This window comes from Actinoplanes sp. NPDC004185 (genome assembly GCF_053603475.1).
Genome location: NZ_JBSGFR010000048.1, coordinates 1 through 15,373 on the forward strand (window position 1 = coordinate 1; position 15,373 = coordinate 15,373).

A 15,373-nucleotide genomic window follows, 5' to 3' on the forward strand; every position below is an offset into this window, starting at 1 on the left:
CCCGGCCAGCGCGCGGCGCCGGCCCGGACCCGGCAGGTGCGAGCGGGCTGCCGTCGCGGCCGCCTCGCGAGCCGCCGCCGCCAGGGCGAGGCCGTCCACCTCCAGGTCCAGCAGCGCCGCCGCGGTCGTGCCGGCCAGTTCCGTCACCACCGGTACGAGGTCGACGGTCTCGCCGTCGGCCAGCGGCTTGAGTCCGCGGTCGAGCACGTCTGTCCAGATCGGGCGCAACCGGGCCACCGCGGCCGCTCCCAGCGCGTCGGCTGTGCCCCGCCGGGCCTGCCGGTGCTCGTCGCCGTGCTGGTCGAACAGCAGCTCACCGCCGGTGAGCCGGCCCGCGGCCCCGCCGGTGGTGCCCTCGGCGGTGCGGTCCAGCGGGATCCGGGTCAGGCCGGCCGTGTACGCTTCGGCGTCGTTGACCAGCAGCGTGCCGCCGAGCCGCAGCACCGGCCGCAGCCGTCCCGCGGCGAGCAACGCGAACAGCATCGGATGGCTGCCGAGGTAGACCAGCCGGTCCCGGGAACGAGCCCTCATCGGACGTGCACCGCGGACGGCGCGGGCCGGTACCGCCGGTCCCAGTGCCACAGCAGTGTGCGGCGGGCCCCCCATGCCCGCAGCCGGCGCAGGCTCGACTCGACGACGAGCTGCTCGGCCCGCACCACCCGCGCACTGTGCCGGCGGGCCCTGTTGAGCATCGTCACGTCCTCCGCGCCGTCACCGAGAGCCTCCCGCGGGGTGCCGCCGCAGCGTTCGTAGAGCTCCGCGGTGATCGCCACGTTGTGCCCGTGCACCAGCACGAACGGGCACCGGTAGGCCGGGGAACGGTGCCGCCACCGGCCGTAACGGGCGGCCAGCCGGACGACGGCGGGATAGAGGTGCCGCTCGGCGAGGCTCGGCCCCTCGTCGCGGCGCGGCACACTGCGCCCGCACACCAGGTCGGCCTCGTCGAGCAGCCGCCGGGCGGTCGCCACCCAGTCCCGGGCCGGCAGGCAGTCGGCGTCGGTGCGCAGCAGCCGGGTCGCACCACCGGCGATGGCATGCCGGAAACCGGTGTCGGCGGCCGTGCCCGCACCGGGCTCGGGCTCGTGCAGGACCACCACGTCACCGGAATGGGCCCGGGCGATCGCGGCCGTGCCGTCGGTCGAGCCGTTGTCCACCACGACCAGCGTGAAGTCCTGATCGGACTGCGCCGTCAACGCCGCCAGCAACCCCGGCAGCAGCGCGGCCTCGTCGTACGCCGGCACGATCACCGCGAGGTCCCTCATGCGCCGGCCGCCAGCCGGGCCGCGGCCGCGCGATCGGGCTTGCGGGACCGCCTGGCCAGCGGCACTTCGGCGAGCACGACCGCGTCCGGCCGGGCCGAACCCATCCGGGCCAGTGGCTCGCGCAACGCGGCCCGGACGGTCTCCGGCGCGGCGCCGGCCGCCGGCTGCACCACGGCCACGACCCGCTCGTCACCGTCACCCGCCGGTACGCCCACGATCACCGCCAGCTCGACGCCGGGGACGTGCAGCGCGGGCTCGTACAGACCGGGGTAGATGTTCTCGGCGCGGCGCAGGATCATGTCCTTGCACCGGCCGCCGAGGACCACCGTGCGGCCGTCGAGCCGGCCGATGTCCCCGGTCGCCACCCATGGCTGCGACGGCTCGCCGAGATAGCGGTCCGCCGCGTTGGACCCGGCGAGCAGCAGCTGGCCGTCGTCGACGCGGGCGCGCACCCCCGGGAGCAGCTCACCCACGAGATCACCCGGCCCGGTGAAGGCGGCCTTGGTGGCGCTCTCCACCGCGGCGGCCGGGAAGACCTCGGTGAGGGCGTACACGCCCCAGGCCTGCTCCGCGCCCGCGCGCCGGACCGCGGCCAGCAGCCCCGCGCTGACCGGGGCCGATCCGCTGTAGACCCGCCCGGTGAACCGGGCCCCGGCGTTCAGCGCGGCCCGCAGCTGCGGCGGCGTCAGATAGGTGGCCTGCGGCGCGAGCCGCGCGAGCTGCCGGACCAATGTCTTCGGCCGGTGCGCCGGCAACGCCACCGGCGCACCGCCGGCCAGCGACGGGACCAGCACGAAGAAGGTGCCGCCGAGCACCGGCCGGCCGGGCACGGGAAGGACCAGGTCGCGGACCGCCCGCATGCCGGCGGAGACGCTCGCCCGGGTGTGCACGACCGCGCGCGGCCGGCTGGTGGTGCCCGAGGTGAAGACCACCACCGCGTCGCCGTCGCCGTCGAAGCCCGCCGGTGCCGGCCCGCCGGCCGGGGCCAGGCCGGGTGCGGTGCCGGGCAGCCGCCGTCCGACGGTGACCGTGGGCGCCAGCGCGGCCAGGTCGGGCAGGGCCAGGTGGGCCCGGCGGGCCAGGGGAGCGGCCCAGCCGGCGACCGCCTGCGCGGTCGCGTCGGCCAGCACCAGCCGCGGCGCGGCCAGCCGCAGCCGGGACAGCAGCACCTCGGGGCCCGCGGTCGGGTCCAGCACCGCGATCCGCAGACCCAGGTGGTACGCCCCCAGCAGCACCGCCAAGGACCGGGGCCCCGGGCGCACGGCGATGCCGACGGTGTCCCCGGCCACCAGCCCGCGGGCGTGCAGGGCGGCGGCGTATCCGCTGGTCAGCCGGGCCAGGTCGGCGCGGGTGGCCCGGACCACGGTCTGCCCGGTGCGCCGCGCGCCGAGTACGGCCGGTCGGTTGTCGTCGTCCCGCAGGCCCGCGATGAGCTCGCCGAGCATCAGCGGGGATCCGCCGTGAGGGCGCCGCTGCCGCGGTCGAGATACCACTTGGCGGTGCCGACGATCCCGTACGCGGCCAGCCGGCGGGTGGAATTCTCGACCACCATCGTGCGGCTGTGCCGGATCGCCGTGGTGCTGCGGCGGACCCGGTTGAGGAACGTGCGGTCGGTGGGGGACGGGCGCCGGGGCATGCCGCCACAGGCCTCGTAGAGCGTCGCGGTGATCGCCATGTTGTTGCCCGCGTGCATCCGGTAGGGCGCCCGGTAGCCGTCCGCGCGGTGCGCCGGCCGCAGCCGCCCGAAGGCCGCCGCGAGCGCCACCAGCAGCCGGAAGAGCGCCCGCCCGGCCGGGCCGTGCTCGTCGCGGCGCGCGGTGATCCGCCCGCACATCAGCCCGGCGCCGCCGGTCAGCCCGGCCCGGGCCGCCGCCAGCCAGCCGGGCCGGGGCAGGCAGTCGGCATCCGTACGGGCGAGCATGGTGGCCCCGGCCGCGATCGCGTGCCGGAAACCGGTGTCGACCGCGCAGCCGACGCCCTTCTCCGGCTCCACGAGCACGTGCACGGGGAACGGGGCCACGAAAGCCCGCGCGATGGCCGCCGTGTCGTCGGTCGAGCCGTTGTCCACCACCAGCAGCTCGAAATCGGTGTCGGTCTGGGCGGCCAGCGCCTGCAGGGTCTGCCCGATCCGCCCGGCCTCGTTGTACGCCGGGACGACCACCCACAGCGCGGTCACGACACCTCCCAGATCATGGTCATCAGGCTCACGCCGCCGCCCAGGCCGACCAGCAGCACCTTGTCGCCGGTGCGCAGCGCCGGACGTACCCGGTCGAGCTGGACACCGAGCGTGGCGCTGGCCATGTTGCCCAGCTCCGGCACGGTGACCTCGAGCTTGTCCAAGGGCACGCCGGCCACCTCCACGAACCGCTGAAGATAGGGCAGCGTCACCTGGTGCACCAGCACCCGGGCGTAGTCGTCCCAGCCCAGGCCGGTGCGGTGGTGGACGCGTTCGACCAGGCCGAGGCCGATCTTCTCGAAGACGCCGCGCAGCTTGTGCCCGTCGCCGGTGAAGTAGGTGTGCTCGTCCCCGCGCGGATGCCGCGATCCGCCGCCGAAGATCCCGCCGACCGCCCAGTGCTGCGAGTGCGTCTCGGCGTCCACGTCCAGGATGCCGCCGGTGGCCACCGGCTCGACCAGCACGGCCGCCCCGGCGTCGCCGAAGGTGTAGCCCGCGAACGCCTGCCGGGCCTGGCGCATGCCGTCCAGCCGGGGCCGCATCGCCCGGGTCGGGGTCTCGCCGGTCACCACCAGCGCCCGGCGGGCCCGCCCGGCCAGGATCATCGAGCGGGCCAGGTCGATGCCGTTCAGGAAGCTGTTGCAGGCGTTGGTCACGTCCAGGGCGTGCGCCCGGCCACCCAGCGCCGCCTGCACGACGTGCGCGGTCGCCGGCTCGGCCATGTCCCGGGTCGCCGAGGCGAACAGCAGCAGGTCCACGTCCAGCGCGTCCAGGCCGGCCTGCTCGAGGACCCGGCGGCCGGCGGCCACGGCCAGGTCGGAGGCGTACTCGCCGTCGGCGGCGACGCGGCGGGTGGTGATGCCGGTGGCCTGCGCGAACATTCCGGCCGGCAACGGCAGGCCGCCGGCCACCCGCTCCTGCAGCTCGGCGGTCGTCATCCGCTGCTCGGGCAGGCAGCTGGCCACGGCGGTGATACCCACGCGGGGAACGGTCGTCGTCATGGGCGCCAGCCTTCAGCAGTGCCGGGGTCCGCGGCGTGAGTAGAACGGCTCATTCTTCCTAGGCCCGACGACCAGGACCAGGGGCGCAGAGCGTGGGAGGCGCCACAGGGCGGCGCGGGCGGACTTCTCTAAGCTTCCGGGCATGGAACCCATCGTCGACACGGTCGTGCTCGTGGCGATCTCCGTGCTCGGCGCGGCGCTCGCCCGGCGGCTCGGCTTCATCGCGCCCCTGGTCCTGCTGGTGGCGGGCCTCGGCCTGTCCTTCGTCCCCGGCCTGCCGGAGGTGGAGATCGAGCCGGAGCTGGTGCTGATCGGCATCCTGCCGCCCCTGCTCTACGTCGCCGCGCTGCAGACCAACGTGGTCGCCTTCCGCCGCGCCCTGCGCCCGATCCTGCTGCTCGCGGTCGGGCTGATCGTGGTCACGGCGTTCGCCGTCGGCATCGTCGTGCACGCACTGTTGCCGGAGGTGCCGCTGGCCGCCTGCATCGCGCTCGGCGCGGTGGTGGCGCCGCCCGACGCGGTCTCGGCCACCGCGATCGCCCGGCGGATCGGCCTGCCCCGCCGGGTGGTCGTCATCCTCGAGGGCGAGAGCCTGCTCAACGACGCCACCGCGCTGGTCCTGCTGCGGATCTCGATCAGCGCGCTGCTGGGTGCCACGGTCGGCTTCTGGGAGATCACCGGCCAGGTGGCGCTGAAGGCCGGCGGCGGCGTGCTGATCGGTTTCGGGGCCGCCGTCGGTCTGGCCTGGTTGCACAAGCGGATCAGCGACGCGCTGCTGGACGACGCCGTCTCGCTGCTCACCCCGTTCGTCGTGGTCATCGTGGCCGAGCGGTTGCACACCTCCAGCGTCGTGGCTGTCGTCGTGACGGGTCTCTATCTGGGGCACCGGATCCCGTACCTGCTGTCGGCGACCTCGCGGCTGCAGATGGACGCGGTCTGGCGGCTGATCACGTTCCTGCTCGAGGGTGTCGTCTTCCTCCTGGTCGGCCTGCAGATCCGCGACCTGATCAGCCGGATCGAACGCGACCTGCAGACCACGGTCACGGTCACGGCGGCGGTGTTCCTCACCCTGGTGCTCGTCCGTTTCGCCTGGATGTATCCGGCTACGTACCTGGCCCGGCTGATCCCCCGGGTCCGGGCCCGGGAGGAACGCCCGCCGCCCAGCGTGCCCACGGTGATCGCCTGGGCCGGCATGCGCGGCGTGGTCACCCTGGCCGCGGCGCTGACGCTGCCGCTCAACGAGAAAGTGCCCAACGCCGACTATCCGCGCGAGTTGTTCGTCTTCGTGGCCTTCGCGATCATCGTGCTCACCCTGCTGATCCAGGGCCCCACCCTGCCGGTGCTGGCCCGGCGCCTCGGCGTCGAGGAGGACACCACCGCCGAGGACGCCCTGGCCGAGGCGGCGGTGCAGCACGCGGCGAGCCGGGCGGCACTGGAACGGCTGGAGGCGGCGGCCGACGGCGCACCCCGGTCCGTGGTCGACCGGCTGCGGGCGCTGACCGACAGCAAGGCCAACAGCGTCTGGGAACGGCTGGGCAATCAGACGCAGGAGACCCCGTCGGCGGCGTACGGTCGGCTGCGTCGGGAGATGATTACCGCTGAGCGCCACGTCTTCAAGATCGCCCGCAACGAGGGGCGCATCTCCGAGGAGGTGCTCACCCGCGCCCAGCGCGACCTCGACCTGGAAGAGTCCCAGCTGAACCGGAGTGACGATTGACCTGCCAGCACCTCAAGGAAGCCGGGGAACCGACACCGCAGGCGCCGTACGAGGGCGGTTGCCCTGAGTGCGTGGCCGACGGCCACCACGACTGGGTGCACCTGCGCCTCTGCCTGGACTGCGGTTACGTGGCCTGCTGCGACTCGTCGCCGCGCCGGCACATGTCCGCCCACTATGAAACCGATGGCCACCCGGTGATGCGCTCCTACGAGCCGGGCGAGAACTGGAAGTGGTGCTTCGTCGACGACCTGCTCGGCGCCTGATGCGCACCCTGTTCGTCGGGGCCGGCGCGACCGGGGGCTACTTCGGCGGCCGGCTGGCCGAGGCGGGCCGGGACGTCACGTTCCTGGTCCGCCCGGCCCGCGCGGCCACGCTGGCCGGGCGCGGCCTGCGGATCCACTCCCCGGCCGGGGACAGCACCATCCCGGTCCGGACGGTCACGGCGGGCGAGATCGACGGCCCGTACGACCTGATCGTGCTGGCCGTGAAGAGCTACGGCCTGGACGGGGCCCTGCACGATCTGGAACCGGCGGTGGGACCGGGGACGGTGATCGTCCCGCTGCTCAACGGCATGCGGCACATCGACGCGCTGACCTCGGCCTTCGGCCCGGACCACGTCTACGGCGGGGTGTGCATGATCGCCGGCACACTGACCGGCGAGGGCGACGTCGTGCAGCTCACCGGATTGCAGCGGCTCGCGTACGGCCCGCTGGACGGCGGCCCGGACCCGCGCCTGGCGGCGGTGACCGAAGCTCTGTCGGGGGCGGAGTTCGACTCCGAGGGCACGACGACGATCACCCGGCAGATGTGGGAGAAATGGCTGTTCCTGGCCAGCCTCGGGGTGGTGACGACGCTGATGCGCAGCCCGGTGGGCGAGGTGCTGGCGGCGCCCGGCGGCCCGGCCTTCACCGACCGGGTGATCGCCGAAGCGGTCGCCATCGTGACCGCGGCGGGCCACCCGCCGCGGGAGCAGGCTCTGACGTTCCTGCGCGGCAGCATCACCAACGCCCGTAAAGTCCCGACGACCTCGTCGATGTACCGCGACATGCAGGCGGGCCGGCCGGTCGAGGCCGACGCGATCGTGGGAGACCTGGTCGCCCACGCGGAGCGGTTGGGCGTGGACGCGCCGTTGTACGCGGCGGCGTACACGAATCTGTCGGTCTACTCCCGCGGCCGGACCGGCTGACCCGCAGCCGTATGCTTCGCAGTCCTTGATCGGAAAGGACCGCCGTGTACGACCCGCCGCAGCCCTCGTGGGGCGCGCCGCCTCCCGGGCACCAGGGCTCGACCGCCATCGCCGTGACGGCCCGCTATTCGTGGCTGACCTTCATGCTGGGCCTGTTCAAGCCGTACCTGGCGATCAACGGTCAGCCGGTCCCGGCCCGCTGGGGGCGGACCGTGGTGCCGGTGCCGCCCGGGCAGCACCACGTCCACGTGCACGTGCCGTACCTGCTGCCGTCGCGGATCGGCACCGCCGACACCGTGGTGCCGGTCCACCCCGGCCAGGTGGCCGAGGTGGAGTACCGCGCACCGGCGATCGCCCTGCTCGACGGCGCGATCGGACCGGCGCCGCAGAAGTACCGCGGCCTGCCGGCGGCGATCGCGCTCGTGGTGGTGCCGCTGGTCCTGCTGCTCTGCGTGTGCGGCGGTCTCGGCGTGGCGGCGCTGCTCGACAACGCCGAGACCGACACCCCGGTGGCCCGGCCCACCGCCGTGGAACCGGTCCCGGCCCGGCCGCGTGCGACGACGGAGCCGGTCCCGTCGAGCAAGCCCACCCTGCGGTCCGCGCCGGACCGCAAGCTGGTCGGCCCGGCCTACGCCGCCGGGGACGACACGTACACGATGGCGTTCCCCGGCTGGCCGTTCGCGTTCCGCACACCCGGCACCTGGGGATGCGTGGCCGGCCGCCTCAGCCTTCCGGACGCGCAGGCGCGGGTGTGCATCGACGAGGGCAACCCGGGCAGCGGGCAACGGCTGCAGATCATGCTCCGGCCGTGCCCGGCTCCCTGCGGGCCGGCGGAGAGGGAGCGACTCACCACGGAATGGTTCGACCCGGGTGCGAAGAGCCGGGCGTACGACGAGAGCACCTGGTACGTGGAGACGCCGAAGGACGCCAAGGGCCGGTACACCCTCGACATGAGCCACTTCTTCACGACCTCCGGCGAGGCGTGGCAGGTGGGGGTGGGAGCGTTCGCCCCGCCGGAGAAGAAGGCGGCCGTACAGAAGATCTTCAACGACGTGCTGAGCCAGACCGCCTGACCGTCGTCACCCGGGCAGCAAGCTGCGCTCTCCACCGTGGACAGCGACCACGGTTCCGTTGACGTAGCTGCTGTGCGACCCGACCAGGAACAGCACGACATCCGCGATCTCCTCGGGATCGCCGATCCGGCCGCGCGCGGTCACCTGATCCATCGCGTCCGGGTACGCGGCCAGCAGGGGTGCCGTGCCCGGGGTGCGAACAGGCCCGGAGGCGACTCCGTTGACCCGGATGCCGGCGCCGCCGAACTCGGTGGCCCAGTAGCGGGTCAACGTCTCCAGCGCGGCCTTCGACGCCCCGTAGGCCGCCCCGACCGGCGCGACCGAGGTGGCCGCGGTCGAGCTGATGTTGACGATCGCACCGTGGCCGCGTGCGACCATGCCCGGGACCAGCGCCCCGACCAGCTGGAACGGCGCCCGGGTGTTGATCGCCAGGTGCCGGTCGAAACTGTCCGCGCTGGTGCCGGGGGTGGAGGTGAACTCGTACACCCCGGCGTTGTTCACCAGGATGTCGACCTCCCCGGCCGCCGCCGCCAGCCGCTCGACGTCGCCGGCGGCGGAGAGATCGGCGGCGACGAACCGGGCCCGGCCGCCCCGTCCGGTGATGGCGGACACCAGTTCGGCCCCGCGCTGCGCGTCCCGGCCGTGCACCACGACCTCGGCTCCGTGCTCCCCGAGCCGCTCCGCGACGGCCCGCCCGATCCCCGCCGTGGCCCCGGTCACCAGGGCTGTCTTTCCCGCAAGTGCAGACACGTCGTCTCCGTTTCTGGGTTGTTGAACCCATTCCTACCGCGAGTTTTTGGGTGGCGCAACCCATTCCGCTAGGCTGGAGACGTGACATTGACCCGCAAAGGGCAGGCGACCAGGGAACGCATCCTCGAAGCGGCGACCGTGCTCATCGCCCAGCACGGCGTGGCCGGCACGAGCACGGAGGACGTCCGGAAGGCGGCCGGCATCAGCGGGTCGCAGCTGTACCACTATTTCGCCAGCAAGCAGGCCCTGATCAGGGCGGTCATCACCCGCCAGGCCGAGGCGCCGCTGACCCCCGGCCGGCCGATCATGGGAGCGCTCGACAGTTTCGACGCGCTGCGGGCCTGGGCTGACGCCGCGATCGAACACCAGGAGCACACCAGCGGCCGGGGCGCATGCACGCTGCCCTCGCTGGCCGGGGAGCTGGGCCCGGCCGACGAGGAGACCCGCGAGGACCTGTGCAACGCCATCCAGCGCTGGCAGTCCCTGCTGCACGACGGTTTGCGAGCGATGCGCGAGCGGGGTGAGTTACGTCCGGAAGCTGATCTCGACGAGCTGTCGATGGCTCTGCTGACGGCACTGCAGGGTGGCAGCGTCCTCAGCCGGACTCTGCGAACCGCTGAACCGATGCGGGTGTCGATGAAGGCGGGGCTCGCCTACGTCCACTCCTTCACGGCCTGATCCGCCAGCACGTCCTCGGCCGCCCGGGTGACCTTGCCGTCGGTGCCCGCCGCCGCGTAGACCGCCACCGTGTCGGCCGCGATCGCCGGCCACGCGAAGTCCTCGCGGACCCGGCGCCGGCCGCGCCGGGCCAGGCGGCGGGCGAAATCGCGGTCGGCCAGGACCGATCCCACCGAGTCCGCCAGCGATGCCGGGTCCTGCGGGGCGAAGCGCACCCCGGTCACGCCGTGCTCGATGATCTCGGCCAGCCCGCCGGTCTGCGACACCGCCACCGGCGTGCCGGCCGCGGCGGCCTCCAGCGCCACCATGCCGAACGGCTCGTAGATGCTCGGCACCACGTAGCAGTCCGAGGCGCCCATCAGCGCGGTCAGGTCGTGCCCGGTGAGGAACCCGGCGAAGGTCACCTCGGGGCCGGCCATGGCCTCCAGCTCCCGCCGGTACGGCCCGTCGCCGGCCACCACGACCCGCAGCCCGGGGTGCCGCTCGCGCAGCATCGGCACCGCCGCGATCAGGTGCTGGACGCCCTTCTCGTAGACCAGCCGGCCGGCGAACGAGATCAGCGGCGCCTCGGGGGCGGCGAAGCGCAGCCGGGCCGCGGCCACCGCGCGGGGCCGGGCGTACCAGCGCAGCACGTCCACGCCGTTGTGCACCACGTCGGTGCGGTCCGGCGGCACGTCGAAGAGCCGGGCCACCTCGCGGCGCATGTACTGCGAGCAGACGATCACCCGGGACGCCTCGTGGGCCAGCCAGCGTTCGACGCCGTCGATGGTGCGGTTGTGCGCGTGCGGCAGATAGCCCTGGTGGCGGCCGGACTCGGTGGCGTGGATGGTGGCGACCAGCGGCACGTCGAGGTGTTCGCGCAGGGTGACCCCGGCGTGGGCGACCAGCCAGTCGTGCGCGTGCACCACGTCGTAGCGGCCGGTGCGGGCGGCGCGCAGGGCGGCCCGGGTCAGGGTGTGGTTGAACGCGGTGGTCCAGCCGACCAGGTTGCCGTCGGTGACCGGGAACTCCGGCGGGTCGTCCGGGGCGCGGACGATGTGCACGCCTTCCGCGTACTCCTCGCGCAGCGCGCCCGGCGCGTGCCGGGTCACCACGGTCACCTCGTGCCCGGCCGCGACCAGCGAGGTCGCCAGCGCGTGCACGTGCCGTCCCAGCCCGCCCACCAGCAGCGGCGGATACTCCCAGCTCAGCATCAGGATCCGGCTCACTGTGCGTACCCCCTGGTCCTCAGCGTCTCGGCGACCGCGCGGGCCGAGAACGGGCATCCCGAGGCCCGGTGCGGCGCGTCGCCGTCCGCGGTCTCGCTCAACGAGCCGACGCCCCAGTCGCGCAGGTGCGCCTCCAGGCCGGTCAGCAGTCCTTCGGTGGGCAGTCCGGTGGCGGCGCGGGCGTCGGCGTACGGGCCGATCAGCCACGGCCACACGGTGCCCTGGTGGTAGGCGATGTCCCGCTCGTCCCGGCCGCCGCGGTGGGTGCCCTGGTAGCCGTACTCGGTGGGGGCGAGGGTGCGCAGGCCGAGCGGGGTGAGCAGGGCGGCGCCGACCGCGGCTACGGCGGCCCGGTCCCGTTCGCGGTCGGCCGGGCCGGCCAGCGGGGCGTGCGGCAGGGACCACGCGAGCAGCTGGTTGGGCCGCAGGGACGGATCGTCGTCGAAGGCGCCCGCCCCCAGCGGGTACGCCGAGGCGGGACCGTCGATCACGTCGTACAGCCAGCCCTCGGGGGCCCGGTAGCGGGCGGCGAACGACTCGCCGGCGCGGGCCTGCCGGGCCCGCAGCTCGCCGGCGTCGCGTCCGGCCTCGTCGAGCAGGTCGCCCAGGGCGGCCAGCGCGTTCACCCAGAGCGCGTTGATCTCCACCGGCTTGCCGATCCGCGGCGTCACCGGCCCGTGCTCGGTGTAGGCGTTCATCCAGCTGCGCGCGTCGCCGTCGAGCCGGACCAGCTCGTCGGCGGGGTCGACGCTCAGCGCGCCGCGGCCGCCGAGGTGCCCGCGCAGCAGCCGGCTCAGCGGTCCGGCCAGTTCGGCGGCGAGGTCACTGTCGCCGGTGCGGGTGACGTGCCGGTCGACGGCGTGCACCAGCCACAGCGGCGCGTCCAGGGAGCCGTGCGGTCCCCAGGGGCCGCTCTGTTCACGGGCGGCCCGGGTCGCCGCCCTCGTCCGGGCGATGAGCAGCTCGCGGCCCTCGTCGGCGCGGCCGGTGTCGAGGAACAGGCCCTCGTAGCCGGTCATGGTGTCGCCCAGGTAGCTGCCGAACCACGGGTAACCCGCCACCACGTCGGGCCCGTCCGAGGCGCGGACGACGAACTGATCCGCGGCGAGCACGAGGCTCGCCCCGTACCCGTCGGCCTTGGCTGTGGTGACGAGCCCGTGGGCCCGTTCGCGGGCGGTCGCGATCACCGCCGACGCGGCCGGCGGCCGCTGGTCCGGCGGGCCGGCCCAGGCCGAGATCTCGCAGATGCCGCCCGGGGCGACCCGGTCGACGAAGGTGCCCGCGAGCCAGAGGTCCTCGGTCGCGGCCAGGCCGCGACCGGCCTCCTCCCGGTGGTACGCGCCCAGGTGCCACCCGCCACCGGGCTGCCAGCCGGGTCCGGCCAACCGGTACGCGTCCTCGACCAGCACCCCGTCACCGAGCTGGGTGGTGCGCGGAGCCGGCCCGTCGGCGTGGCGCCCGCCGTGCGCGTCGCGCCACGTGCACATGGCGGCCACGGCCAGCCCGACCGGCTCCGGAGCGCTGAGCACCCGGTGCACGACGGCCAGCGACGGTGAGCCGTGGGCCATGGCGAGCTCGCGCTCGATCACGATGTCGCCGATCCGCCAGCGCCAGCGCGGCAGCCCGTCCACGAGCGAGAAGGTCTCCAGGAGGCGGTAGCCCTGCGGGGCGATCGCGCCGGACTGCCACTCGTGGGTGTAGAGCGGGACGTGCGTTCCCGAGGGCAGCGTGAGTGTCAGGTCGAGCGACACCAGCCCGACCCGGCGTACGGCGGTCACCGGATCGGCCACCGTCAGCATCGCGTGATAGCGGCGGGTGCGCAGGCCGGACGCGGTGCCGGAGGCGAAGCCGCCCAGCCCGTCGGTGACCAGCCACTCGTGTTCCGCGCCGCCGTCGGCCGCCAGGGAACCGCAGGTCTGCGGCCCGAGAACGATCGGCATCGTCATGCGAAAAGCTCAGTCAGCGACACGATCGGCTCAATGCTCATTGTGGAACCCGTTAAACCTCTCATTTCGGGGAATACACGCAGCGAACGGGGGAAGTCTCGCTGCGTAACCGGACAGTCGCCCGGATGCCGGCCGTCGTATCGGTGAGAATGACCGCTGACACGGCCGCGCAGGATTGAGCATCGTCCGGGCGGGGAAGACACGGCCCGCCCCGGCGGCGAGGCGACGTGGCCGCAGGCACCAACGGTCGAGGGGGAGCAGCACATGCAGGTGTGGCCGGGTCACCGGTATCCACTGGGCGCGACGTACGACGGCACGGGCACCAACTTCGCGATCTTCTCGGAGGTCGCCGAGGCCGTGGAGCTGTGCCTGTTCGATCCGTCGGGCAACGAGCGGAAGGTACAGCTGCACGAGCAGGACGCCTTCGTCTGGCACGCCTACCTGCCGGGGGTCGAGCCCGGGCAGCGCTACGGCTACCGGGTGTACGGCCCGTACGACCCGTCGCGCGGCCTGCGGTGCAACCCGCACAAGCTGCTGCTGGACCCGTACGCACGGGCGGTCGACGCGGACATCGCGTGGCACCCGTCGCTGTACGCCTACGACTTCGACAACCCGGACGAGATGTCGGACCTGGACTCGGCGCCGCACATGGCCAAGGGCGTCGTGGTCAACCCGTACTTCGACTGGGGCAACGACCGGCGCCCGGACATCCCGTACCACCACTCGGTGATCTACGAGACGCACGTCAAGGGCCTGACCGAGCGGCACCCCGACGTGCCGAAGGACATGCGCGGCACGTACGCGGCCCTGGGCCACCCGGCGATCATCGAGCACCTCAAGCAGCTCGGGGTGACCGCCGTCGAGCTGATGCCGGTGCACCAGTTCGTGCACGACAACCGGCTGGCCGACCTGGGTCTGCACAACTACTGGGGTTACAACACGCTGGGCTTCTTCGCGCCGTACCACGGCTATTCGGCGATGGGCTCGCTCGGCCAGCAGACCAGCGAGTTCCGGGCCATGGTCAAGGCGCTGCACATGGCCGGGATGGAGGTCATCCTCGACGTCGTCTACAACCACACGGCGGAGGGCAACCACCTCGGTCCGACGCTGAGCCTCAAGGGCATCGACAACCGGACTTATTACCGTTTGGTGGACGATCAGCCCAATTTTTACATGGACTACACGGGTACGGGTAACAGCCTCAACGTGCGCAGCCCGCAGAGCCTCCAGCTGATCATGGACTCGCTGCGCTACTGGGTGACCGAGATGCACGTCGACGGTTTCCGCTTCGACCTCGCCTCCACCCTGGCCCGCGAGTTCTACGACGTGGACCGGCTCTCCACCTTCTTCGAGGTGGTCCAGCAGGACCCGGTGGTCGGGCAGGTCAAGCTCATCGCCGAGCCCTGGGACGTCGGCCCGGGCGGCTACCAGGTCGGCAACTTCCCGCCGAACTGGACCGAATGGAACGGCAAGTACCGCGACACCGTGCGCGACTTCTGGCGCGGCGAGCCGGCCACCCTGGCCGAGTTCGCCAGCCGCATCACCGGCTCGGCCGACCTCTACCAGGACGACGGCCGCAAGCCGTTCCACTCGATCAACTTCGTGACCGCGCACGACGGCTTCACCCTCAACGACCTGGTCTCCTACAACGACAAGCACAACGAGGCCAACAACGAGGAGAACCGCGACGGCGAGAGCCACAACCGGTCGTGGAACTGCGGCACCGAGGGCCCGACCGACGACCAGCAGGTGCTGCAACTGCGGGCCAAGCAGCGGCGCAACTTCCTGGCCACGCTGATGCTCAGCCAGGGCGTGCCGATGATCTCGCACGGCGACGAGCTGGGCCGCACCCAGCAGGGCAACAACAACGCGTACTGCCAGGACAACGAGATCAGCTGGATCGACTGGGACAACGCCGACGAGACGCTGCTGGAGTTCACCCGCAAGCTGACCGCGTTCCGGCACCGCCATCAGGTCTTCCAGCGCCGCCGCTTCTTCACCGGCCTGCCGGTGACCGCCCGCGGCGGCGGCGACCCGCTGCCCGACCTGGAGTGGTTCACCCCGGACGGCCGGCAGATGGCCGGCGACGACTGGGGCAACGACTTCGGGCGCGCGGTGGCGCTGTTCGTCAACGGTGAGGGCATCCGCGAGCGCGGCCAGTACGGCCAGCGCCACGTGGACAGCTCCTTCCTGCTCTTCTTCAACGCCCACGACGCGCCCATCGAGTTCCACACGCCCCCCACGGAGTACGGCGAGAAGTGGGAGAAGGTCATCGAGACCGCCGAGCCGTCGCCCGACCGGCCCTCGGTCGTCGAGGCGGGCTCTTCCATCCTCGTGCCGGACCGCTCGCTCATCGTCTTGGACAGGACGGTTTAA

The 15,373-nt window shown here is 73.2% G+C and carries 13 protein-coding genes and 1 pseudogene; 6 read left to right on the forward strand and 8 right to left on the reverse strand.

The genetic code is table 11. The features are described 5' to 3' along the window. The 5 genes and pseudogenes from ACWEOZ_RS35590 to ACWEOZ_RS35610 all read right to left on the reverse strand — a co-directional run. A pseudogene (locus tag ACWEOZ_RS35590) lies at nt 1–531 on the reverse strand (cytochrome P450); the annotation flags it as partial. After that, a complete protein-coding gene (locus tag ACWEOZ_RS35595) occupies nt 528–1,262 on the reverse strand; it encodes a glycosyltransferase family 2 protein (RefSeq protein WP_451915058.1) in 735 nt (244 codons plus the stop codon). The gene ACWEOZ_RS35595 and the pseudogene ACWEOZ_RS35590, both read right to left, overlap by 4 nt. Beyond that, entirely contained in the window at nt 1,259–2,707 is a 1,449-nt protein-coding gene (locus tag ACWEOZ_RS35600) for a class I adenylate-forming enzyme family protein (protein ID WP_451915059.1), read from the reverse strand. The genes ACWEOZ_RS35595 and ACWEOZ_RS35600 overlap by 4 nt, the downstream gene beginning before the upstream one ends. Further along, entirely contained in the window at nt 2,707–3,438 is a 732-nt protein-coding gene (locus tag ACWEOZ_RS35605) for a glycosyltransferase family 2 protein (RefSeq protein ID WP_451915060.1), read from the reverse strand. The genes ACWEOZ_RS35600 and ACWEOZ_RS35605 overlap by 1 nt, the downstream gene beginning before the upstream one ends. Further along, on the reverse strand, nt 3,435–4,439 hold the full coding sequence (locus tag ACWEOZ_RS35610; RefSeq protein WP_451915061.1) for a 3-oxoacyl-ACP synthase III family protein: 1,005 nt from the start codon (nt 4,437–4,439) through the stop codon (nt 3,435–3,437). The genes ACWEOZ_RS35605 and ACWEOZ_RS35610 overlap by 4 nt, the downstream gene beginning before the upstream one ends. A gap of 142 nt (nt 4,440–4,581) precedes the next feature. Here ACWEOZ_RS35610 and ACWEOZ_RS35615 point away from each other — a divergent pair, with 142 nt between their 5' ends. Genes ACWEOZ_RS35615 through ACWEOZ_RS35630 form a run of 4 tightly spaced genes read left to right on the forward strand, consistent with a single transcriptional unit; the run spans nt 4,582 to nt 8,415 of the window. Further along, complete coding sequence (locus tag ACWEOZ_RS35615; RefSeq protein ID WP_451915062.1) at nt 4,582–6,156, forward strand: Na+/H+ antiporter; 1,575 nt, start codon at nt 4,582–4,584, stop codon at nt 6,154–6,156. After that, nucleotides 6,153–6,419, forward strand: a complete 267-nt coding sequence (locus ACWEOZ_RS35620) for a UBP-type zinc finger domain-containing protein (protein WP_451915063.1) — start codon at nt 6,153–6,155, stop codon at nt 6,417–6,419. Before ACWEOZ_RS35615 ends, ACWEOZ_RS35620 begins: the two co-directional genes overlap by 4 nt. Next, complete coding sequence (locus ACWEOZ_RS35625; protein ID WP_451915064.1) at nt 6,419–7,342, forward strand: ketopantoate reductase family protein; 924 nt, start codon at nt 6,419–6,421, stop codon at nt 7,340–7,342. The genes ACWEOZ_RS35620 and ACWEOZ_RS35625 overlap by 1 nt, the downstream gene beginning before the upstream one ends. A gap of 44 nt (nt 7,343–7,386) precedes the next feature. Continuing rightward, nucleotides 7,387–8,415: a hypothetical protein gene (locus tag ACWEOZ_RS35630; protein ID WP_451915065.1), complete on the forward strand. Its 1,029-nt coding sequence runs from the start codon at nt 7,387–7,389 to the stop codon at nt 8,413–8,415. 6 nt (nt 8,416–8,421) lie between these two features. Here the strand turns inward: ACWEOZ_RS35630 and ACWEOZ_RS35635 are convergent, their stop codons facing one another. Then, on the reverse strand, nt 8,422–9,165 hold the full coding sequence (locus ACWEOZ_RS35635) for an SDR family NAD(P)-dependent oxidoreductase (RefSeq protein WP_451915066.1): 744 nt from the start codon (nt 9,163–9,165) through the stop codon (nt 8,422–8,424). Nucleotides 9,166–9,246: 81 nt separating this feature from the next. Between ACWEOZ_RS35635 and ACWEOZ_RS35640 the strand changes: the two genes are divergently transcribed. Next, nucleotides 9,247–9,843, forward strand: a complete 597-nt coding sequence (locus tag ACWEOZ_RS35640; RefSeq protein ID WP_451915067.1) for a TetR/AcrR family transcriptional regulator — start codon at nt 9,247–9,249, stop codon at nt 9,841–9,843. On the opposite strand, the gene ACWEOZ_RS35645 is transcribed toward ACWEOZ_RS35640, so the two are convergent. After that, a complete protein-coding gene (locus ACWEOZ_RS35645; RefSeq protein ID WP_451915068.1) occupies nt 9,819–11,051 on the reverse strand; it encodes a glycosyltransferase family 4 protein in 1,233 nt (410 codons plus the stop codon). The two genes, ACWEOZ_RS35640 and ACWEOZ_RS35645, sit on opposite strands and share 25 nt — an antisense overlap. Next, nucleotides 11,048–12,997, reverse strand: coding sequence for an amylo-alpha-1,6-glucosidase (locus ACWEOZ_RS35650; protein WP_451915069.1), 1,950 nt, complete (start codon nt 12,995–12,997; stop codon nt 11,048–11,050). Before ACWEOZ_RS35650 ends, ACWEOZ_RS35645 begins: the two co-directional genes overlap by 4 nt. A gap of 264 nt (nt 12,998–13,261) precedes the next feature. Here ACWEOZ_RS35650 and glgX point away from each other — a divergent pair, with 264 nt between their 5' ends. After that, nucleotides 13,262–15,373 carry a glycogen debranching protein GlgX gene (glgX, locus tag ACWEOZ_RS35655; protein WP_451915070.1) on the forward strand — a complete coding sequence of 704 codons (2,112 nt, stop codon included), beginning with the start codon at nt 13,262–13,264 and terminating at the stop codon, nt 15,371–15,373.